This is a genomic window from Rhizobium sp. BK491, assembly GCF_014194925.1.
Taxonomy (GTDB): domain Bacteria; phylum Pseudomonadota; class Alphaproteobacteria; order Rhizobiales; family Rhizobiaceae; genus Rhizobium.
This window is the reverse complement of record NZ_JACIAR010000002.1, coordinates 384,424-405,727: the sequence shown is the minus strand read 5'-3', so window position 1 is coordinate 405,727 and position 21,304 is coordinate 384,424. Positions and strand designations below refer to the sequence as shown.

The 21,304-nt window shown below is 59.4% G+C and carries 22 protein-coding genes and 1 tRNA gene; 14 read left to right on the top strand and 9 right to left on the bottom strand.

Annotated elements, in window-relative coordinates:
- Positions 1 to 99 precede the first annotated feature (99 nt).
- From FHX05_RS09875 to FHX05_RS09855, 5 genes are all read left to right on the top strand, one after another.
- Positions 100 to 1,059 carry a nitronate monooxygenase family protein gene (locus tag FHX05_RS09875; protein WP_183871431.1) on the top strand — a complete coding sequence of 320 codons (960 nt, stop codon included), beginning with the start codon at positions 100 to 102 and terminating at the stop codon, positions 1,057 to 1,059.
- A gap of 139 nt (positions 1,060 to 1,198) precedes the next feature.
- Positions 1,199 to 1,274, top strand: a tRNA-Thr gene (locus FHX05_RS09870).
- A 567-nt stretch (positions 1,275 to 1,841) separates the two neighbouring features.
- Positions 1,842 to 2,495 carry a hypothetical protein gene (locus FHX05_RS09865; protein ID WP_183871430.1) on the top strand — a complete coding sequence of 218 codons (654 nt, stop codon included), beginning with the start codon at positions 1,842 to 1,844 and terminating at the stop codon, positions 2,493 to 2,495.
- Positions 2,496 to 3,350: 855 nt separating this feature from the next.
- Complete coding sequence (locus FHX05_RS09860) at positions 3,351 to 4,229, top strand: glycosyltransferase (RefSeq protein WP_183871429.1); 879 nt, start codon at positions 3,351 to 3,353, stop codon at positions 4,227 to 4,229.
- A 148-nt stretch (positions 4,230 to 4,377) separates the two neighbouring features.
- Positions 4,378 to 4,677 (top strand): antibiotic biosynthesis monooxygenase, encoded by a 300-nt coding sequence (locus FHX05_RS09855; RefSeq protein ID WP_183871428.1) that lies wholly within the window; start codon positions 4,378 to 4,380, stop codon positions 4,675 to 4,677.
- Between the two features lie 76 nt (positions 4,678 to 4,753).
- Here FHX05_RS09855 and FHX05_RS09850 read toward each other — a convergent pair whose 3' ends face one another.
- The 3 genes from FHX05_RS09850 to FHX05_RS09840 all read right to left on the bottom strand — a co-directional run bounded on the left by FHX05_RS09850 (position 4,754) and on the right by FHX05_RS09840 (position 6,967).
- Entirely contained in the window at positions 4,754 to 5,155 is a 402-nt protein-coding gene (locus FHX05_RS09850) for a hypothetical protein (RefSeq protein ID WP_183713185.1), read from the bottom strand.
- Between the two features lie 277 nt (positions 5,156 to 5,432).
- The gene (locus FHX05_RS09845; protein ID WP_183713188.1) at positions 5,433 to 5,645 is read right to left on the bottom strand and encodes a hypothetical protein; all 213 of its coding nucleotides are present in this window, start codon (positions 5,643 to 5,645) and stop codon (positions 5,433 to 5,435) included.
- Positions 5,646 to 5,740: 95 nt separating this feature from the next.
- Positions 5,741 to 6,967: a LysR family transcriptional regulator gene (locus tag FHX05_RS09840; protein ID WP_183871427.1), complete on the bottom strand. Its 1,227-nt coding sequence runs from the start codon at positions 6,965 to 6,967 to the stop codon at positions 5,741 to 5,743.
- A 443-nt stretch (positions 6,968 to 7,410) separates the two neighbouring features.
- Between FHX05_RS09840 and FHX05_RS09835 the strand changes: the two genes are divergently transcribed.
- From FHX05_RS09835 to FHX05_RS09820, 4 genes are all read left to right on the top strand, one after another.
- Positions 7,411 to 8,319 (top strand): ABC transporter substrate-binding protein, encoded by a 909-nt coding sequence (locus FHX05_RS09835; RefSeq protein WP_112607981.1) that lies wholly within the window; start codon positions 7,411 to 7,413, stop codon positions 8,317 to 8,319.
- Positions 8,320 to 8,440: 121 nt separating this feature from the next.
- Complete coding sequence (locus FHX05_RS09830; RefSeq protein WP_112607979.1) at positions 8,441 to 9,607, top strand: ABC transporter permease; 1,167 nt, start codon at positions 8,441 to 8,443, stop codon at positions 9,605 to 9,607.
- On the top strand, positions 9,604 to 10,551 hold the full coding sequence (locus tag FHX05_RS09825; RefSeq protein ID WP_112336612.1) for an ABC transporter ATP-binding protein: 948 nt from the start codon (positions 9,604 to 9,606) through the stop codon (positions 10,549 to 10,551). The genes FHX05_RS09830 and FHX05_RS09825 overlap by 4 nt, the downstream gene beginning before the upstream one ends.
- Positions 10,548 to 11,303 (top strand): ABC transporter permease, encoded by a 756-nt coding sequence (locus FHX05_RS09820; protein WP_183871426.1) that lies wholly within the window; start codon positions 10,548 to 10,550, stop codon positions 11,301 to 11,303. The genes FHX05_RS09825 and FHX05_RS09820 overlap by 4 nt, the downstream gene beginning before the upstream one ends.
- 18 nt (positions 11,304 to 11,321) lie before the next feature.
- On the opposite strand, the gene FHX05_RS09815 is transcribed toward FHX05_RS09820, so the two are convergent.
- Positions 11,322 to 11,705 carry a YciI family protein gene (locus FHX05_RS09815; protein ID WP_183871425.1) on the bottom strand — a complete coding sequence of 128 codons (384 nt, stop codon included), beginning with the start codon at positions 11,703 to 11,705 and terminating at the stop codon, positions 11,322 to 11,324.
- A gap of 178 nt (positions 11,706 to 11,883) precedes the next feature.
- Here FHX05_RS09815 and FHX05_RS09810 point away from each other — a divergent pair, with 178 nt between their 5' ends.
- Positions 11,884 to 12,279, top strand: coding sequence for a VOC family protein (locus FHX05_RS09810; protein ID WP_183871424.1), 396 nt, complete (start codon positions 11,884 to 11,886; stop codon positions 12,277 to 12,279).
- Between the two features lie 57 nt (positions 12,280 to 12,336).
- Here FHX05_RS09810 and FHX05_RS09805 read toward each other — a convergent pair whose 3' ends face one another.
- Entirely contained in the window at positions 12,337 to 12,729 is a 393-nt protein-coding gene (locus tag FHX05_RS09805; protein WP_183713212.1) for a PRC-barrel domain-containing protein, read from the bottom strand.
- Positions 12,730 to 13,076: 347 nt separating this feature from the next.
- Here FHX05_RS09805 and FHX05_RS09800 point away from each other — a divergent pair, with 347 nt between their 5' ends.
- Together FHX05_RS09800 and pgi are read left to right on the top strand one after the other, a co-directional pair.
- On the top strand, positions 13,077 to 14,774 hold the full coding sequence (locus FHX05_RS09800; RefSeq protein WP_183871423.1) for a long-chain fatty acid--CoA ligase: 1,698 nt from the start codon (positions 13,077 to 13,079) through the stop codon (positions 14,772 to 14,774).
- A 175-nt stretch (positions 14,775 to 14,949) separates the two neighbouring features.
- Entirely contained in the window at positions 14,950 to 16,575 is a 1,626-nt protein-coding gene (gene pgi, locus FHX05_RS09795; protein WP_183713215.1) for a glucose-6-phosphate isomerase, read from the top strand.
- Between the two features lie 146 nt (positions 16,576 to 16,721).
- Here pgi and FHX05_RS09790 read toward each other — a convergent pair whose 3' ends face one another.
- From FHX05_RS09790 to FHX05_RS09780, 3 genes are all read right to left on the bottom strand, one after another.
- Positions 16,722 to 17,648, bottom strand: a complete 927-nt coding sequence (locus FHX05_RS09790) for a carbohydrate kinase (RefSeq protein ID WP_112336619.1) — start codon at positions 17,646 to 17,648, stop codon at positions 16,722 to 16,724.
- Positions 17,649 to 17,724: 76 nt separating this feature from the next.
- Positions 17,725 to 18,423, bottom strand: a complete 699-nt coding sequence (locus tag FHX05_RS09785; protein ID WP_112609453.1) for an orotate phosphoribosyltransferase — start codon at positions 18,421 to 18,423, stop codon at positions 17,725 to 17,727.
- 125 nt (positions 18,424 to 18,548) lie between these two features.
- Complete coding sequence (locus FHX05_RS09780) at positions 18,549 to 19,199, bottom strand: TetR/AcrR family transcriptional regulator (protein ID WP_112336621.1); 651 nt, start codon at positions 19,197 to 19,199, stop codon at positions 18,549 to 18,551.
- 98 nt (positions 19,200 to 19,297) lie between these two features.
- Here FHX05_RS09780 and FHX05_RS09775 point away from each other — a divergent pair, with 98 nt between their 5' ends.
- Together FHX05_RS09775 and FHX05_RS09770 are read left to right on the top strand one after the other, a co-directional pair.
- Positions 19,298 to 19,486 (top strand): hypothetical protein, encoded by a 189-nt coding sequence (locus tag FHX05_RS09775; protein WP_183713221.1) that lies wholly within the window; start codon positions 19,298 to 19,300, stop codon positions 19,484 to 19,486.
- On the top strand, positions 19,483 to 19,962 hold the full coding sequence (locus FHX05_RS09770; protein ID WP_112336622.1) for an anthrone oxygenase family protein: 480 nt from the start codon (positions 19,483 to 19,485) through the stop codon (positions 19,960 to 19,962). Before FHX05_RS09775 ends, FHX05_RS09770 begins: the two co-directional genes overlap by 4 nt.
- Before the next feature lie 38 nt (positions 19,963 to 20,000).
- Here the strand turns inward: FHX05_RS09770 and FHX05_RS09765 are convergent, their stop codons facing one another.
- The gene (locus FHX05_RS09765; RefSeq protein ID WP_183872409.1) at positions 20,001 to 21,152 is read right to left on the bottom strand and encodes a GGDEF domain-containing protein; all 1,152 of its coding nucleotides are present in this window, start codon (positions 21,150 to 21,152) and stop codon (positions 20,001 to 20,003) included.
- Positions 21,153 to 21,304: the final 152 nt, after the last annotated feature.

The window sequence follows — 21,304 nt, the reverse complement described above, 5'->3', positions numbered from 1 at the left end:
GCCTCCTACTCTTGCCTGCCTCCTCCACCATCTTCCCCTCTCGGCAGACATCTGCTATCCATTTTGACGTTTTCGTAAACGTCAAAATGGATGATGTTCATGACCCTCCCCTCGATCCTGACCGAGCACCTGCGCCTGCCGGTCGTGGCTTCGCCTCTCTTCATCATCTCTCATCCCGCCTTGACGCTGGCGCAATGCAAGGCCGGTGTCGTCGGCTCGTTTCCGGCGCTGAACGCGCGCCCGGAAAGCCAGCTCGACGAATGGCTTGCGATGATCACCGAGGATCTTGCCGCTTATAATGCCGCAAATCCGGATCGTCCGGCAGCTCCATTTGCAGTCAATCAGATCGTCCATACGTCAAACAAGCGCCTAGAACACGATCTGATGCTCTGTGTGAAATACAAGGTGCCGATCGTCATTTCCTCGCTCGGCGCCGTGCCCGAGGTGAATGCGGCTGTGCATTCCTATGGCGGCATCGTGCTGCACGACATCATCAACAACCGGCATGCCAATTCGGCGATCCGCAAGGGTGCGGACGGGCTGATTGCCGTCGCTGCCGGCGCCGGCGGCCATGCCGGCCAGCTTTCCCCCTTCGCGCTGGTGCAGGAAATCCGCGAATGGTTCGATGGGCCGTTGCTGCTGGCCGGTGCCATCGCCACCGGCGGCGCGATCCTCGCGGCGCAAGCTGCCGGCGCTGATCTTGCTTATATCGGCTCGCCCTTCATCGCCACGGAGGAGGCCCGCGCTGCCGACACCTACAAGCAGGCGATCGTCGAGGGCACCGCTGCCGATATCGTCTATTCCAATTATTTCACCGGTGTGCACGGCAACTATCTGAAACCCTCCATCCGCGCCGCGGGCCTCGATCCGGACAAGCTGCCCGAGGCCGATCCTTCCAAAATGGATTTCGAGGCCGCCACGACAGGCCTGAAGGCTTGGAAGGATATCTGGGGTTCCGGCCAGGGCATCGGCGCGGTCAAGTCCATCCAGCCCGTATCCGCTCTCATCGATCGGCTGGAGAGAGAATACCGACAGGCACGCGCCCGGCTGGTGCTTTGACCGGCACTGAAAAGCGGGGCTATTTTCACAAGTCCCCCCGCTTTTTTGCCAAATGGCAATTTGAGCGCTTGAAATCTGACCGCATAGACTGTATCAGCGCCATGCAAATCGCGGGGCCGAACCGAATGCTCCGCAGAATGCCGCTTTAGCTCAGTCGGTAGAGCACATCATTCGTAATGATGGGGTCACGTGTTCGAGTCACGTAAGCGGCACCATTTTTCTTCCGATTTTTATCGCGTTTCCCTGTCACGCCATCGACGTTGATTTGCGAATGATAAGGTCATGTCACTGAAATTGTGACACTATCCATCTTCCGCACTTTATCCTGGGGCGAGCGGGCAGCGTAATCTGGATTTCGACCTGCTTCGCTTCGTGACGGATACCGCTGCCATTCGAAATCTTCACAAACTTTACGGCATCGAGGCTGTCGGCCACATGGTCTGGCAAATAGAGCGAGCTATGTTCGGCTTCGGTATCAATATTGGCCTTGCGTACCTGCCAAGCGGCACAAATACGTCCACGATCTGAGCGAGATAACCCTGATCGTCAGTCTTCCTCACTGGATGAAGTTGGTATCGCACGAAGAATTCGAATCTTCGTTGCGCACTGAGAATGTGCCGTCCTAGACCGCTAGACGAATGGGACGTGCTATTTCTTTCAAGCTTGGCAGGGTGAATAACGTAGATAACCACATCAAAAACCCATCTGATGTGTAAATCATGATGTCCCCATCTTGCATCACAACGAGATTCCTGTCAGGCTACTATCGAAAGGAATCAGTGATGCTGAAGGAATATGAAATCCAGGCCATTCGCGGACTACTAGTCCGCTTGATTGACGCCGGTCGGTTGGCGGAAGCTTCGCAGGCAGCGTTGCAACATGCGCAGCAGAAATTAGCCGAAGCTCACCACACCATTCGGACTCTGCGCGCGGCATTGGCCGTGTTTGGGTTTTCAGAGGAGCCCGATTTGTGGGACAAGGTTAAGGCTGCGGTTGGCGAGGAGGTCTATGCGGAAGCCTTTCAAGTGGCTCCGTTCTATGAACCGTTTACCTTGAATCCGCTGCCCGTGACCGTTGCAAGCGCAAGAGCAGCGCCGTTTCTTTCCGATGGCGGCGAAACGAACGAGACGGCGCTTCAGCCTATAAGCCAAATGCCCGAGACTGATACGGGTGCACCCAATATCAAGGAAATGGTCCTTCAAAAGCTTAAAGAGGCTGGAAAAGAAGGCATCGAGGCAAACAAGATCAAAGAATCTCTTCGAGCACAAGGCGTTGAGATGCATGATAAAACAGTTGGAATGAATCTTTATCGCCTGTCGCAGGATGGTTTAGCCGAACGACTCAGGCGCACATGGTTTTACCGGCCGCGACGCGAAGAAGAACCCGCTGACGATCAGCCGTCAACTGAAACATCAGCGGCTTCAATCTTTGATTAAAGGAGGTGACCGCGATGTCGGGCGATCCATAACTCCTTCCCGGAGAAAGTCGTTCACAGCGACCCAATCCGGCAGGGGCCGATAGGGCTCCAGGGGTCCGAGGCGTTACGCCTCGGGCTCCACTCCTAATTGACCGTATCATAATGTCCAATTGATCGTCAAACTCTCCAGGATCTCCGCTATAGGACTGGTTTTGGGAGTAGACCTCCCTACGGGTCGAGATACGAGCCATCAGGCCGAGCGCCACCTTTGTAGAGAAGATCGTACTCTGGGCCTTCGGACCAGCGACAGCCTCAAGGTCCAAAGATCGTTCCAACATCCACGTCGACGCTGTCCCACCACGTCTGATTATCGCATCAAGGGCAGATGCCTTCGGTCTTCATGGTTTCATGGACACGATACTCGCACCACTGGTCCCAATTGAACCGGCTCGCCTGAAAGACGCCAACGTCCTTGTTATCGCCGCGGATTCGGACTGGGGGCCAGTCGTTGAGATCGCTGGGTTCTGATGCTTATGCATGTGCGCCAGCTAATGGTGGCGCGTCCGACGACGAAGAATGGGGCCGTCGTCGGACGCTACACTAACGAACTCACGGGTGACGTCCGGGCCGGCATTTGGAATTCTAGAATCTACCGTAGGTTTAGCTGAGCTACCCGTTGTCGTTGCGACGCACCTCGAAAGTGTTCAGGCACTTTGGTGCGGCACTGATCAACCGACCTCAAAGGCACAAACGAGTTGGTTTCTCCCGACAAAGCGCGTTTGCACGCGATCTGTTGAATGCGCACAATTAATACAACCAAAGATTCAGATTTCGATGGTTTTGTGCACCTTGGGATAAGGGTCGGGGGTGCATCATGAAAATTGCCGTTGGCGTGGCGACATGCGGTCGCAAGGCGGTCCTCGCCTCAATGATCGACAGGCTCGCGACACAGGCGCGCAAGCCGGATCACCTCTTCCTGTGTCCGACCAAGGATGACGATATCGACATGGCGCGCCTGAGCTCTGCGCCGTTTCCGGTAACGATCCTCTCCTCGCCGCAGGGAAGCTGCCCGCAGCGCAATGCCATCATCGATGCGGCTGTCGGCATAGATGTCGTCGTCTTCTTCGATGACGATTTCTTCCCGGCAACGAACTATCTTGCTGAGACGGAAGCCCTATTCGAGGCGGATGAAGATATTGTCGTGGCGACAGGCGAAGTCGTTCGTGACGGTATCCTTGGGCCAGGCCTGACGGCGGACGAAGCGGATGCCGCACTCGCAGCCGATGCCACTCCCTTTCCGGCACCGACGATCGAGGCCACGCATAATGCTTACGGCTGCAACATGATCTTCCGACGAAAAGCGATGCTGGCAAATGGTATCTATTTCGACGAGGATCTGCCGCTCTACGCCTGGCAGGAAGATGTCGATCTGTGCCGGCGGCTGCGTCCTTTCGGCAAGATCGTCAAGTTCAATCGCCTGCGTGGCGTCCATCTCGGCGTCAAGGCGGGCCGCACATCGGGCCTGCGCCTTGGGTACTCCCAGGTCGCCAATCCGCTCTATCTCGTCAAGAAGCGCTCGGTATCGCTGAAATGGGCGCTGAAGCTGATGGGCGGCAATATCGCCTCGAATGTCGTCGGCTCGGTCAGTCCACCGCCCTATATCGACCGGCGCGGTCGCCTGCAGGGCAATCTCCTTGCAGTCAGCCATCTACTGAGCGGATCGCTCGATCCAAAATACATCAATCGGATGTAAACCCGCCGGAAGCGGCGGGATTCGAAGCGCGATTAAAATAGACGTTCGGCGTTCGGCTCGCGTCTTTCCGTGATAATGGTGAACCGGCCGCGCATTCGGCAGCGTCCGCTCGTTTCATCCGTATAGCTATCTTGCCAAGGACATCTCCATGATTCACGTACTCGCCATCCTCACCGCCCATCCCGGCAAGCGCGCCGAAGTGCTTAAAGCATTCCAGACGAATGTTCCGGCCGTTCACGCCGAAGACGGCTGCATCGAATATACCGCCGTTGTGGATGTCGAAGGGGCCGATCCAGCTTTTGGGCCTGACACTTTCGTCGTGGTCGAGAAGTGGGAGAGCCTGGCGGCGCTGAAGGCGCATGCCGCCTCCGCGCATATGGCCGCCTACGGCGAGAAGGTGAAGCATCTGATGGCCGATCGCGCCGTTCACGTCCTGAACCCGGTGTGAACCTGCAGTGCCGGACAGCTTATAAACTCATCCTGACACGGCGCCAAAGGGCGCCGTTTTGCCATCGGACAGGCCCTCAGTTGTGCGAGAAATGCGGCTCGCTGTAATAGCGCCAATGGCCGCCGCCGCCGTGCCATCCGCGATGACCACCGGCATACCAGCCGTGATGGTATCCGCGCCCGCCATACCAACCGTGGTGATGGTGATAGCCGCCATAGCCCCCGAAAACGCCGAATACCCCCAAAGGATAATAGGGCTGCTGGTAATAGCCGTAATAGGGTCGGTCATAGCCATAATACGGCGCGTAATAGCCGTAATATGGGCGATAGTAGTGATGGCGGTAATAGTAGTGGTGATGATAATACCGATGGACGATCATCCGATGGTGGTGCCCATGATGATGAGGACGCGCCTCGGCATAGGTTGCCGGCAACGCGACCATACCTAGCGCAATCAGCGCTGTTGCCAGAATTTTCATTTCCAGCCTCCTTGAATGCCGGACGTAAACGCTACTCGGATTACTTGCGTCCTCCGGACGATATAGTAAACGCAATAGCGCCTTCGAAAGTTCCGCTATCCCTTGAGGAGCAGGCGTTTTCGCGACATCGCCATCGGACCCGCCTGATTACGATCGCAGGCTCATCGGCGGGTGCGCTTCAACCGATATTAGCAGGACGGAAGAATAAGGACGCAGTTGGCCAGTGGCCAAAAAAAACGGCGCCCGAAGACGCCGTTTTGATGCCTGTCCGCAGCCGTCAGGCATGCGAGAAATGCGGCTTGCTGTGCCAGCGATGATGGCCATGGCCATGCCGCCAGCCTTCATGGCGATGCCAGCCATGATGATGAGGGCGATAGTCGCGATGATGGTGCTGATGCCAGCGGTGATGGTGATGATCACGCGCCTCGGCATAGGTAGCGGGCAGAATAATAATGCCTAGTGCGACGAGCGCCGTTACGAGAATTTTCATGTATGGTCTCTCCTTGGGTGCCGAACGCGCCCCCCGGCTGCGTACGCCCGGACTAACCTAACCGACCTAAACGCGAAGATGCCGCATTTGTTCCGCTACCCGCGGGACGACAGGCGCCTTCGTGTCGTCCCCATCTCTCCAACCAGTTCGCGAACCGCCTGCTGGATCAGCCGGCACGCTTCAACCGAGGCTTTACGGCCATTATGGGCGAGGTGATAGGACAGCGGCAAAATCTCATCGGGATCGACGATGCGGACCTTGTCGGCGATTGGAAGCGCGCTGACCCGGCCGAGGAACGACACATAGCCGTGATTGGCGACGAGATCGACGATGACGGGCAGGGAATCGGCCGAGGTGATATCGCGGCCGCGAAACCGGCGGCGGTCGCGGCTGTCGTAACCGAATGCCGTCGCGGCATTACCAATGCCGGTGCGCGGGCTTGGCACGCAGAGCGGATGGTTTTCCATGAGCGCGGCGAAGGTCTGCTCAGTGCTACCCGGCGGGGCGATCGCCACCATGTCCGTGGCGACCAGTTCCACATGTTCGAAGGCGTCGAGGCCGAAGACGGAATCGACAATGGCGACATCGATGCGGCCGGAACGGAGCGCCTCGCGCAGATCATCCGCCGTCATCAGCAGCAGCGATAGCATGTTGCTGTTACCGCCGATGTTCCAGCGCGATACCAGGCTTGCAAGCGAGCGCGCAACCCAGCTTTCCGAACCGGTTGGAATGATCGAGCCGATGCGCACGGCGCGGGCGGTTCGCTGGAAGCGCTCGTCGGCTGCCGCTTTCATCTCGTCCCAGGCCTGCGCTATGGCGGAGAGGATAGCATGAACCTCCTGTCCGGCCGCCGTCAGCACGGAACCCTGCGCCTGCCGGGCGAACAGGCGGCAGCCGAACAGTTCCTCCAGATTGGCAATCTGCAAGGAGAGTTGCGGCTGGCCCAGCCTAAGACGGCGGGCGGCGCGATTGATGCTGCCTTGATCGGCAACCTCAAGGAAGCGTTCGATGGTGGCGATCTTCAGCGGCAGGCGTGCGGCCCATTGGTCGTAGTCCTTTGGAGCCGGCGGTTCCTTCATCAGGGTCGAAAGCTGGCGCATGCCACTGAGAATGGGCTGCAGCCCCTTCTGAACCTTGGAACTCGCCAGAAGGGTCGCAAGCTCACCGGAGGCACGCTCGACAAGCTTCATGGCAAGCTCCGTTTCGAGCCGGCGCAGGGCTCCGGAGACGGTCGACGCGGAAAAAGACAGCCGCCGCGCGGTCTCCCTCACCGAGCCGACGGAGAACACCATGTCGGCTACGAACAAAGCACCGAGATACAAAACCCATCCCCTTATCCGCAGCACGCATCCTGGCTCGGCCGCAAGAAGATCAATGATATCCCGACGATATGCCGTGTTCTCGAAAAAAGATATCCCTAAGCTGAAAAGCGGCGACTATCGTTTCCTTGCCGCCTCACCGACCCAGCCGCAAAAATGAGATCGGAATAGCGTCAAACGGGTAAGGGGAACAAAAACAAACGCACTTGCCCCCGAAAAAAGAAATCCAATTTCGCGCGAATGTCGAGTACGCTCATCATAATCGCGCGACTGCAACGGGTATCCGAAGCGCATCGACTTTTCCGCGATGAGCGCTACGTCCCTGAAGCAGCCACGAATTCGCCGTGGGCCGCCGGCCCGCTCCAAGCGGCCTGTCCGGACTGCGGCCCTTTAAGGCGGCGCGGGCAAGCCGAAGAACGATTTAACGGGGTACGAAGGGAAACATCATGTTCAAGAAGCTTGCACTTGCCGCCACGCTGACGGCTCTCCTTGCCAGTGGCGCCAGCGCCGCCGACGTCGTCGTCTCCTCCAAGATCGATACCGAAGGCACTCTGCTCGGCAACATCATCCTCGCAGCACTCAATGCCAACGGCATCAAGGCGCAGGATCGCATCGCTCTCGGCACGACGCCGGTCGTGCGCAAGGCGATTACCGCGGGCGAAATCGACATCTATGCCGAATATACCGGCAATGCCGGCTTCTTCTTCAACAAGGCCGACGATGCCGCCTGGAAGAACCTGCAGCAGGGCTACGATCTGGCCAAGAAGCTGGATTATGACGCCAACAAGATCGTCTGGCTGACACCCTCGCCCGCCAACAATACCTGGGCGATTGCTGTGCGCAACGATGTCGCCGGCCCAGCGAAGCTGAAGACCATGTCGGACTTCGGCAAGTGGGTCGCCGGCGGCGGCCCGATCAAGATCGCGGCTTCTTCGGAGTTCGTCAATTCGCCGGCGGCCCTGCCTGCCTTCGAAACCACCTACAGCTTCAAGCTGAAGCCGGATCAGGAAGTCGTACTTTCGGGCGGCGATACGGCGGCGACCATCAAAGCTGCGGCCGACCAGACCAACGGCGTCAACACGGCGATGGTCTACGGTACCGACGGCGCCATCGAAGCCGCCGAACTGACTGTCCTTGAGGACGATAAGAGCGTGCAGCCAGTCTACGCGCCGACGCCGATCATCCGTGAGGCCGTGCTGAAGGCCAATCCGAAGATCGAAGAAGTACTGGCACCGATCTTCAAGGGCCTGACTGCCGACGTGCTGCGCAAGCTCAACGGCCGCATCCAGGTCGATGGTGAGCCGGCGAAGGCTGTTGCCGAATCCTACCTCAAGGACAATGGCTTTCTGAAGTAAGGCATTGACGCTGCTCTGGCGGCTCCATTTTGATAAAGTGGAGCCGCGGGGTTTCAATTGGGCATGATCTTGTCCGAACCCGCCTTGAATTCTGGGCTCATGCGCTGACGGAGCTTGCCTGATGGAAGATGCGCTAGCGGTCCGCAGAGTGGACCGTCTCGGAGTGGTATTGGTGGCCGGCGGCGGGCTGGCAATGGCCTGGATGCCGTTCATCATCGTCAAGGCAAACCGCATCGCCGCCGGCAAGCCGCAACTGCTGACGCAGCTCATTGCCCAGCCGGCAGCATTGGTGCTGATCGCCCTTCTCGCTGCGGCGGCGCTTTCCGCACTCTTCCTCCATAATCAGCTCATTCGTCTCGGCGTGGCGACCCTTGCGATCGCTGCATTGATCGTCACGCTTGGCCTCGTCTCGACGGCTGCAACGCCGGCAGGCAGCACTGTGGCACGAATTACGCCCGGCGGTTCCTTCTGGGTGCTGCTCGGGGTGGTCGGGTTGATGATTTCGGACGCGCTGGTCAAGCTGCGGCTGACGCCCTGGCTACGGGTGGCGGCGCTTGCTGCCTATGCCGTACTGCTCGTCCTCGTCCTGCGCTCCGGCCTGCTCAACAATCTCTCAATCATGAAGGAATACGCCAACAACGCCGACAAGTTCTGGCATGAAGCGCTGCGTCACGTCTTCCTTTCTCTCGGCTCCGTCGCCATCGCCATCGTGCTTGCATTGCCGCTCGGTATCTTTTGCTATTGGCAGCCGCGCCTCCGCGCCGTGGTGCTGCGGGCACTGAGCCTGGTGCAGACCATTCCGAGCCTGGCGCTGTTTGGCATTCTCATGCTGCCGCTCGGCTATATCGCCGCCCACGTGCCGCTTGCTGCCGCGATCGGTATCCAGGGAATCGGCGTGGCGCCGGCGCTGGTGGCGCTTATCATCTATTCGCTGCTGCCGATCGTCGCCAATACCGTCGTCGGCCTTGCCGGCGTCGATCCTTCCGTGCGCGATTCCGCCGCCGGCATGGGGCTGACGCGCCGGCAGATCCTGACCGGCATCGACCTGCCGCTTGCCTTTCCAGTCATCCTCACCGGCATCCGGATCGTGCTGGTGCAGGCGATCGGGCTGGTGACGGTCGCAGCCCTCATCGGCGGCGGCGGCTTCGGCCTCTTCATCTTCCAGGGCATCGGCCAGACGGCCAATGACCTCGTTCTGCTCGGCGCCGTGCCGACGGTCTTTCTCGCCTTCTCATCGGCCGTCATCCTCGATGCGGTCATCGACAGCATCCGGGGACAACGCGCATGACCAGCATGATCGAGCTCAAGGGCGTCACCAAGCGGTATGGCAACGCCACCGTGGTCGATAATGTCAGCATGAACATAGAGAAGGGCACGATCACCGTCATCGTCGGTACGTCCGGCTCCGGCAAATCGACGCTGATGCGCATGATCAACCGGCTGGTGCCGATATCGGCAGGTCACATCTCCGTTGCCGGTGAGGACATCATGAATGTGCCGGCGACCGAGCTTCGCCGCCGCATCGGCTATGCCATCCAGGGGCACGGGCTCTTTCCGCATCGCACAGTCGCGCAGAATATCGCCACGGTCCCTGAGCTGCTGAGCTGGGAAAAGACGCGCATCGACAGTCGTGTCGAAGAACTCCTCAACCTCTTCCATCTCGACCCCGGCACCTTTGCCGGCAAATATCCAAGCCAGCTTTCCGGTGGCCAGCAGCAGCGCGTCGGCGTCGCGCGGGCTCTTGCTGCCGAACCGGAACTGCTGCTGATGGACGAGCCCTTTGGCGCGCTCGACCCCGTCATCCGCGGCAAGGCACAGGACGACCTGCTCGCCATTCAGAAGCAGTTCGGCACGACCATCGTCCTCGTCACCCACGATATGGACGAAGCCTTCCATCTCGGCGACCAGATCGCCGTCATGAGCGAAGGCAAGCTTCTGCAATGTTCCGAGCCCGAGAAGATCCTGACCGAGCCGGCCGATCCCTTCGTGCAGCAGCTGACCGGCACCTCCGACCGCGCCTTGAAGCTGATGTCGCTGCTGCCGCTGAAGGAAAGCATGCAGCCGCCACGGCCCGGCCTCGGGCACCGCCTGCCGCAGACCCTCAATCTGCGCGACGCCTTGGCGGAATTGATCTGGCAGGGTGCGGACGAGGCGACGGTCGAAGACGAGCGCAAGGTGCCTGTCGGCTCGATCTCGATCCAGCACCTGATCGAGCTGGGCCGCAAGGCATGAGATTTCTCGCCGCCAATCTCTTTCGCGTCCTGGCCCTGGCCTTGCTGCTAATCATGCTCTTCCGTCCGGAATGGCTGACGCCCGTTCTGACGCCGCTGACCAAATTCGGTGCGTCGCCGATCTATACGCAAAACAGCCTGCCGAGCCTGGCGCTCAGCCATCTCGAGCTGATCCTCGTCTCGATCGCGGCAAGCGGCATCCTGGCGGTGCTCGGCGGCATCTTCGTCACGCGGCCGATCGGCGCCGACTTCCTGCCGCTGTCGCGGGCGATCGCCAATGCCGGCCAGACTTTTCCGCCGGTTGCCGTGCTGGCCCTTGCCATCTCGACCACGGGCTTCGGCGCTGTCCCGACATTCATCGCGCTTTTCCTTTACGCCCTGTTGCCGATCTTCGAGAACACGGTTGCCGGTCTGCAGCAGGTGCCCGGCTCCGTGCTCGATGCCGCCGACGGCATGGGCATGAACGGCTGGCAGCGGCTCTTCCGCGTCGAGCTGCCGCTCGCCCTGCCGCTCATCATCGAAGGGCTGAAGATCGCAACCGTCATCAATATCGGCACGGCGACGATCGGCTCAACCGTCGCCGCCAAAGGGCTTGGTGAAGTCATCATCGCCGGGCTTATCAACGACAACACCGCCTTCATCCTCCAAGGCGGCCTGATCGTCGGCTTGATGGCGGTGCTGATCTATGACGGCATGGAGATGATCGAGCGGTCAGTCACCGGCAGGATCGGCCTCCAATCCCATGGAGATTGAGGCGATCACAGCCTGCCATCAATTGCCTTTGCCTGGCGGCAAGGATGCACCGGGCAGGTAAAGCGAAATCGGCCTGACTTCATAAACGGCGGTAGGATTGACGCGACGCAATTCGCGCGCTGCCGCAACTGCCTCCTCAATCGTCGGAAAATCGACGACGTAGAAGCCGAGCAGCTGTTCCTTGGTTTCTGCAAATGGCCCGTCGATGACCATGCCCACACCCGTCCCCCGCAAGGTGACGGCGTTTTGGGTCGATCCGAGACGTGCAGCCGGCCCCAGCGATTTCTGCGCGACTAGGCGGTCATTGATCTCCAAAAGGTCCGTCATGAGTGCGGCATCCTCCTCCTTGCTCCAGGATTCGACGACATCTTCCTCGTGATAGGCCAGAATGGCGTAGTACATGGTTTCTCCCCCTTGAGCCGTATACTTGAGCGCCGGGAAGTTAAGCAGACCGATCGCAATTCGGGAACCCTCGATCTATATTCAACTGGAGACGTGGCGAGTTTCCCCATGCTTGCCTTCACCGGCTGCCGATGGCATTGGCTGCAATGACATGCCTTGACGATTTATGGAGACGCCGATGGCCAAGATGATCCACTCGATGATCCGCGTGCTCGACGAAGCGCGCTCGATCGAATTCTACGACAAGGCTTTCGGCCTCAAGGTTGCCGACCGCATTGCCTTCGAGACCTTCACCCTGGTCTATCTCAGCAATGCCGAGACCGGATTCGAACTGGAGTTGACCATTAATCAGGGCCGCATCGAGCCTTATGCGCAAGGGGATGCCTATGGCCACCTTGCAGTCTCCGTTGCGGAATTGAAGGACGAGCATGCACGCATGATCCAACTCGGGCTCAACCCGGGCAAGATCATCGAACTCAATCGTGATGGGAAGCTTTTTGCATTGCTGTTCTTCGTCACCGACCCCGATGGTTACAAGATCGAGGTCGTGCAAAGGCTTGGGCGGTTCAAATAGCCCAAACAAGACACCGGCCCCGCCTCGGCGGGGCATCCGGCAGTTCCGCCAGCACGTTCACATCCAATAGGGCGGCACGCCAAAATAATCGTGGCCCTTGTGGCCATGATTCTTATGGTCGTGATCGTCCTTGGCCGCGAAGCGGCACGCCTTTTCGATGTCGTTCTTGGTCATGCTGACGCGATAGCCGTCAATGCGGGCATCGTAGCGCAGCTTCTCCCACGGCAGCCGGTAGTGCTCCTGACCGATGCCGAAGAAACCGCCGAAGCTCAGAATGACGAAAGCGATGCGTCCATCACTTTTTTCCATCATCAGCCGCTCGATATGACCAATCTGCTTGCCGTCCGAGCCGTATACCCTGGACCCTTCGACGCGGTCGCAGGCGACCAGCATCGACATGTCCTTGATGTAAAGGTCACGACCCGAGAAATCGGCACTCTCTTTATGCATATGCGCACCTCCTTTTAGATACGCGTCACATAAACTGTGGAGCGTCCGATCTGCTCTTTAAGGCAGCACGATGCTCCGATGGGTTTAAACCCATGGCGCTATTAACGCTCCGTTGTCATAAAAGTTCCAGTACTTTTTTCAGGATTGTAAAAAAACGTGAGCACGCAACAAATATTGACGTTTACGTCAAGGTTATTGTAGCTTCAGTTGCGCTCTGGTGATTTATCTGAGAGCAAGACTACGGCGATGCGAAAAGCGGGAGACTTTTTGATCGTCCAATGACACTCTGCATAGCCGCCGCATATGACGGCCGGGCGTGGTGATGGTGCGTAGAGGAGGAAATGCGCATGAATTCAGTCTCCGCTCCTTCGGATAAACCGCAGGTCAAGAAAATATGGCTCGCTTCTTACCCGGATATCGTACCGGCGGAGCTGCCGCCGCTGGAGCATGCCTCGCTCGCCGAACTGCTGGAGGAAAGCTGCGCGCGCTACGCCGACAGACCCGCCTTCACCAGCATGGGCAAATCCATCACCTATCGCGATCTCGACCTGCAGACGCGCAAGATCGCCGCCTGGCTGCAGAGCCTCGGCCTGCAGAAGGGCGATCGCGTTGCCGTCATGATGCCGAACGTGCTGCAAAACCCGATCGCGGTTTACGGCATCCTTCGCGCCGGGCTCGTCGTCGTCAACGTCAACCCGCTCTACACGCCGCGCGAGCTTGAGCATCAGTTGCGGGATTGTGGCGCCAAGGCGGTTTTCGTTCTGGAAAACTTCGCCCATACGGTCGAGCAGGTTCTGGCCCATACGGATGTGCGCCATGTGGTCGTGACCGCGCTCGGCGACATGCTTGGCGTCAAGGGCCACATCGTCAACCTGATTGTCCGCAAGGTGAAGAAGCTCGTGCCGGCCTGGTCCATTCCCGGCCATCGCAGCTTCAAGAGCGTGATCGCCGAGGGCTCGCGTCTGCCCCTGAAGCTATCGGAGCTGACAGGCAGCGACATTGCCTTCCTGCAATATACCGGCGGCACGACCGGCGTTGCCAAGGGCGCGATCCTCACGCATTCCAATCTGCTCGCCAACCAGCTGCAATTGCTGCTCTGGCTGCAATCCGCCTATATCAACAAGCCGCGACCGGAACAGCTGACCTTCGTCTGCGCGCTGCCGCTCTATCATATCTTCGCGCTGACGGTGAATTCACTGATGGGCATGTCGCTAGGCGGCCATAATGTGCTGATTGCCAATCCGCGCGACATACCCGCCTTCATCAAGGAACTCGGCAAATACAAGTTCGACATGTTCCCCGGCCTGAACACGCTGTTCAACGCGCTGATGAACAATCCGGAGTTCAGCAAGCTCGACCTGTCCAATACCGCAACGCTTGCCGGCGGCATGGCGGTGCAACGGCCGGTCGCCGAACGGTGGCAGAAGATGACGGGCGCTTGGATCACCGAAGGCTATGGCCTTTCCGAGACCTCGCCGGTCGCAAGCGCCAATCGTTTCGACAGTTCCGAATTCTCCGGCACGATCGGCCTGCCGATCACGGGCACCGATTTCGATATTCGCGACGAGAACGGCAATTCCCTGCCGCTCGGCGAAGTCGGCGAAATCTGCATCCGTGGACCCCAGGTCATGGCAGGCTATTGGAAGCAGCCGGCCGAAACTGCACGCGTCATGACGGAGGATGGCTTCTTCCGCAGCGGCGACATGGGTTTCATGGACGAGCGCGGCTACACCAAGATCGTCGATCGCAAGAAGGACATGATCCTGGTCTCGGGCTTCAACGTCTATCCGAACGAGATCGAGGAAGTCGCCGTCATGCATCCGGGCGTTCTGGAAGCAGCTGCGATCGGCGTGGCCGATCCGCATTCCGGCGAGGCGGTGAAGCTCTTCATCGTCAAGAAGGACCCGGCTTTGACCGAGGCCGACGTCAAGGCTCACTGCGCGGAAAATCTTACTAACTACAAGCGCCCGCGCTTCATCGAGTTCCGCACCGAATTGCCGAAATCGAATGTCGGCAAGATCCTGCGCAAGGAGTTGCGCGGCTGACATAATTCCGTGTCATTCAGGAAGCCGCTCGTGCTTGTTTCACGAGCGGCTTTTTTCGTTTTGGGCGATAGGTGAACTTGATTTACGCCCTACATAGGGAATAGTTTTCGCGACCAAACTCAAAGCGCTTGGCCCGGTTTTGAAGGCCAGCAGCGCGAACCGCAAGGAGCCTCCCATGAACGCCCTCGTCGATCAACTGAAGAGCACCGCATCGGCAACGAAGGCCACGGATATTCGCGCCGCCTTCGCCGCCGATCCGAAACGCTTTTCCCGCTTCAGCGCCTCGTTCGACGACCTGCTGATGGATTACTCCAAGACAGCTGTTAACGACGATATCCTCGCCCTTCTCGAGAAGCTCGCAGCCGAAGGCGGCGTCGCCGCCAAGCGCGAGGAAATGTTCTCCGGTGTCGCCATCAACTTCACCGAAAACCGCGCCGTTCTGCACACCGCGCTGCGCAACCGCTCGAACAAGCCCGTGCTGGTCGATGGCAAGGATGTCATGCCTGACGTCAACGCTGTTCTCGCCGCCATGGGCAAATTTGCCGACGGCATCCGCTCTGGCGCGCTGAAGGGCTCGACGGGCAAGGCGATCACCGATGTCATCAACATCGGCATCGGCGGCTCCGATCTCGGCCCGGTCATGGCGACGCTGGCGCTGGCGCCTTTCCACGACGGCCCGCGCTCGCACTTCATCTCCAATATCGACGGCGCCCATATCGCCGATATCCTGAAACTCGTTAAGCCGGAAACGACGCTCTTCATCGTGGCTTCCAAGACCTTCACGACGATCGAAACGATGACCAATGCCCAGACGGCGCGCAAGTTTATCGCCGATGCGCTCGGCGAAGCTGCCGTACAGCACCACTTCGCGGCCGTTTCGACGGCGCTCGACAAGGTCGCCGCCTTCGGTATCGACAGCGAGCGCGTCTTCGGCTTCTGGGATTGGGTCGGGGGCCGCTACTCGATCTGGTCGGCCATCGGCCTGCCGCTGATGATCGCGATCGGTCCGGAAAACTTCGGCAAATTCCTTGATGGCGCGCATGCGATGGACAACCATTTCCGCCAGGCGCCGTTCAAGGAAAACCTGCCGATGCTGCTCGGCCTCATCGGCTTCTATCATCGCAACGTGCTCGGCTATCCGACGCGCGCGATCCTGCCCTATGACCAGCGCCTGTCGCGCTTCCCGGCCTATCTGCAGCAGCTGGATATGGAATCGAACGGCAAGGGCGTGACCATCGACGGCACGCCGGTCGAAGGCAATTCTGGCCCGGTCGTCTGGGGCGAGCCCGGCACCAACGGCCAGCACGCCTTCTATCAGCTCATCCACCAGGGCACGAGCATCATCCCGGCCGAATTCATGATCGCCGCAAACGGCTTCGAACCGGAGCTGCGCCACCAGCACGACCTGCTGATGGCCAATTGCCTGGCGCAGTCGGAAGCACTGATGAAGGGCCGCACCTTCGAGGAAGCCAAGGCTCAGCTCACCTCCAAGGGCATGGACGACAAGAAGGCCGATTTCATCGCGCCGCACCGCGTCTTCACCGGCAATCGTCCGTCGATCACCTTCGTCTACGACAAGCTGACGCCCTTTGCGCTCGGCCGCCTGATCGCGCTCTACGAACACCGCGTCTTCGTCGAAGGCGTGCTCTTCCGCATCAACTCCTTCGACCAGTGGGGCGTCGAACTCGGCAAGGAACTGGCAACCGGCCTGCTCCCGGTCATCGAAGGCAAGGAAAGCGCTGCCGGCCACGATTCCTCGACACAGGGGCTGGTGGCTGCGCTGGCAAGCCGCGCGAAGTAAAGCATTTCATCTACCTCCCCCTTGAGGGGGAGGTCGCCGCGAAGCGGCGGGTGGGGGGTGATTAAGCTCTCCCGCATTGGAAGGAATAAAGGATCACCCCACCCCGGCACTGCGTGCCCACCCTCCCCCTCAAGGGGAGGGTTGGGTCAAAGCCCGATCTCATGCGCCCAGGGCGGATTGGCTCCAGCGCGGGAGACCGTGACCGCCGCAGCCTTCGCGCCCAGAGCCAGCGCATCCTGCAGCGCCTTTTCGTTCAGCGATGCCACCTGCGCCTTGGTCAGCAGGTTGTTCATCTTCAGCGATGCCAGAATGCCGGCATCGAAGGTATCGCCCGCGCCGACCGTATCGACAACCGTGACACGCTCGCTCGGCACCGAGACTTTCAGCGACTTGGTATAGCCGGTTGCGCCTTCCGCACCCTTGGTGATGACGACGAGTTTGGCGCCCTGGTTCAGCCAATGAGTGGCGAGTTCGTCGTGATTGCCCGCAATGCCGAACCATTCCAGATCCTCATCGGAGAATTTGAGAATGTCGGACATGGCCGCCATCCGGCTGATGCGGCCCATGTGAGCTGTTTTGTCCTTGATGAATCCCGGGCGGATGTTCGGGTCGAGCGAGATGACCCGGCGCTGGTACTCGCGCTTCATCAGCGCCTCGTAGGTTCCGCCACACGGATTGGGGATCAGGCTGATCGCACCGAAGTGCAGCGCCTCGCAATCATCGCCGAGCGTCGGGAGATCCGCTTCGGTGATCATGCGGCCAGCCGTGCCTTCGTCATAGAAGGCATAGGTTGCCTGGCCGTTGACGAGCTTGACGAAGGCGATCGTGCTCGGACGGGGGGTGATGGCGCAATAGCTGAAATCGACCTTGGAGGCCGATAGCGTATCGCGCAGGATTTCACCCATCATGTCGTCGGCGATGCCGGTGAAGAAGCCCGTGGGAATGCCGAGACGGCCGAGCGCGATCGCGGTGTTGAAGATCGCGCCGCCGGCGTAGGGGGCAAAGCCCTTTTCACCCAGCGTCGTATCCCGCGGCAGCATGTCGATCAAAGCTTCGCCACAGCACAAAATCATTCCGGCCTCCCAAAGAGCGCGTCCATCGTGTCCATTACATAAATCGATTAGATAGATTCAGTGCAAAAGCAAAGCGTCAGTTTGTTGGCAGCTCCGAAATACCACCGTTCCGGCCGGACCAGGCGAGCGGCGCATTGAGAAAGGCTTCGACTTCCTCCAGCGTCTTGTCGTCGAACAGCTTCTGTTCCTTGGCAACGGCGAGCACTTCGCGCCAGGTCGTAATGTATTGCAGGCTCACCTTCCGATTGGCAAAGCGTTCGACCGCCTCGGGGAAGATGCCGTAATAGAACAGCGCCATGCCATGATCGACAATGCCGCCGGCTGCTCGGATCGCGTCGATGAAGGTGAACATGCTGCCGCCGGCCGTCGTCAGATCCTCGATGACGAGCACGCGGGCGCCGTCTTTCATATCGCCTTCGATCTGGGCGTTGCGGCCATGGCCCTTCGGTTGCTTGCGTACATAGATCATCGGCAGGTTCAGGCGCTCGGCCAGGAAGGCGGCGAAAGGAATGCCCGCCGTCTCGCCGCCGGCGACGCAATCGAACTGCTCGAAGCCGACATTGCGCACGATGATGCTGGCGGCGAAGTCCATGACCGTCGAGCGGATGCGCGGATAGGAGATCAGCTTTCGGCAATCGATATAGACCGGGCTCGCCATGCCGGACGCGAACTTGTAGGGCTTGTCGGCATTGAAGTGGACCGCCTTGATCTCCCAAAGCATCCTAGCCATCAGCTCAGCCATGACGGTGCGATCGGTGAATATCATCTGGGTCATGCAAGGCCTCCTTGGCGAGCGCTAATGTTCCAGCGGCAATAGCAGCAAGCGGGCCGAGTTTCCAGACATATGAAAGCTTTTGCGGGCATCCCCTCGGTCGCCCTCTGCAGGGCGACCAGAAGCAATCAGTGCAGTGCTCCAAGATCGGCAGGGAGCATCGCCTTGAACAGTTCGATGACCTTGTCGCCTTCTTCCCGTTCGATCGAAATCGCATAGCGCACCGCAGCCGCGACAAGCTGCATAGTCAACCGGGCTGTTCTCGCAAGTTCGGAGTCGTCGCGCGCCGGCCATAGGCGTTTTAGAACGGTCAGAAACGCCTGCGAATGCCATTCCATATCCTCGGCATCGACCTGCTGCAGCAGTTTGTCGGCATGGGTCGCGTGCCATATGTCGCGCATGACAGGCTCTTCCAGAAACATAGCGTAGTAGCCATCGACAATGCGGCCGAGAGCGGACTGCAGCTGATCGCGGCTTTTGATTGCCACCAGTTCGTCTTCGACGCATTGCCGGCCCTGCTCGTTGAAGCGCTCGGCCAGCACACGGATGATCGCCGTCTTGTCGGGGAAATATTGGTAGAGCGAGCCGAAGGAAACGCCCGCCTTCTCGACGATCTCGCCCATGCGCAGCGCATCGCTGCCGTTTTTCGCAATCAGCTCGGATGCCACCGAAAGGATCAGATCCACGCGTTCGCGGCCGCGTTGCTGACTGGGTATGCGGCGCGGCGTCCCCGCCTCATCCTTGCTGCGCCTGCGTCTCGCGATCGGTTCCCGTGCCATTCCATTCCCTGCCTACGCCTGTTGACAAGCAGTATAAGAGAGTTTATCACATTTGCAAATGAGAGAATTTATCACATTTTGTGCTGGAGAAGCTTGAAATGCAGATCTCGACAATTGCCGTCATCGGCGGATTGGGAAAAATCGGCGACCGCTTCGCCGAGCGTCTCGACGGCTGCAACTCGCCTGTCATGAACGGCATCGGCTGGCTCCTCCGCAGGCAGCCGAAAGATTTTTTCGATTATGCCCGACAAACCGCCGCAACCGGCATCTGGAGTGCTCAATCATGACCTTTCCGATCACGAATATTGCTCTCATCATCGCCGCGCTCAGCAGCGGGCTTCTCGCCGGCGTCTATTTCGCCTTCTCGACGTTCATCATGCAGGCTTTCGCCCGCCTTCCCGTCGATCAGGGGATTGCCGCGATGCAATCGATCAACACGACGATCGTGCGCTCGCCCTTCATCGTGCTGTTCCTGCTGACGGCGGCGCTCTCGATCTTCATCGCAGTGATGGCCATCCTTTACTGGCGAGGCGGCACCAGCGTTCTGATGCTGACGGGGGCAGCGCTCTATATCGTCGCGAGCTTTCTTTCGACCATGGTCTTCAATGTGCCCCTGAACGACGCACTCGATAAAGTGGACGGCCATTCCGCTGAGTCGGTGCAGCTATGGTCCACCTATATTAGCGACTGGACGCGCTGGAACCATGTGCGCACGGTCGCCTCGCTACTGGCCGCATGCGCCTTCGTGAAGGCCCTGTTCTGACAGCCTGTGACGAGAGATGGTCAGCCGAAAACGCCCGGCTAGACAGCCCGCAGATAGGCCGCGACCTCTACACGGTTGCGGCCGTTTCGCTTTGCCTCATAAAGCGCCTTGTCGGCGGCGCGAAGCACATCATCGAAGCCGAGCCCTTTGGCAGTACCGGTCGCAATGCCGGCGCTGACGGTGCAGGCGAAAGATTTGCCTTCGATGCTGATCGCCCGTGCCGCAAAGGCATCACGCACCCGCTCTGCGACCTGCTCCGCGCGACCCGGCAGCGCGTTGTCGAGAACAAGCGCAAATTCCTCGCCTCCCAGACGCGCCACCGTGTCGGAAGGCCGCAAACCGAAGGCGAGTTCCTGGCCGAAAAGCTTGAGCACGAGATCGCCAGCGGCATGGCCGTGCTGATCGTTGATCGCCTTGAAACGGTCGATGTCAAAGATGATGACGGCCATCGAAGGGCCGAAGGACCGGCGGCCATAAAGATCGAACAGCGCGCGGCGATTAAGCAGCCCGGTCAGAGCGTCGGTGATCGCCTCCTGACGATGAAATGCGGCTTGGCGCCACTGGTGCAAAGCAAGGGACAGTGCCCCGATCCCGGTCATTCCGGCGATGCAGACGGCGAGGCTGACATCCTCCGCCCAGTTGTCCGGCGCATGACCGAGTACGAGCTTGTCATCGGCGATCAGCGCGGCCGCGCATAAGGCAAAGGAAATGGCCGTCAGCGTGTAAAGCGCCGTAATGCCATAGAGCGGCGTCGGTGCCTCGCGCCGGCTGAGCCAATATTCGCGCGCCGTCAGAAGCAGAAGCACGCAGATGACAAGGTTATCAGCGATGAAAGCCAGGCCGTCGTAGCCGGCAAGCATCGGTCCGATCGATGCTGACATGCCCGGCAAGCAACCGAGGGCAAAGCGGATCCTGGAGAGGCGACCCGTGCGAAACTGATAACCGGCCACCCAGATCGTCGCGAAGCCAAGGAAGAACAAGACGAACGTCAAAATGGCAAAAATCGGCTTGGGATGGTCGACATAGGCGCCGTAGACGAAGATGCCGCCGACGATAGGCACAAGGCCGGCAGAACACGTCAGCAGGAAGGTGTCGGGCCGGCGCGAAAACCAGCTTCCGACCAACGTGACCGCAAGGCATGATGCGGAAACACCGAGGGCGAGAAGCAGGGAATTGTAATCGACCAGCATCATGCTCTTTCGACGGTTGGACTTCTACCGCAGGGTGTGTCGTCGGCACACTAGGCCTTCAGGCGTATCCAATTAGTTACGGCAAATAATAAAGAAAATATATTTCAACAAAATATACGTTTCATATTGCGGCAAACACCAACTGGTTGCCG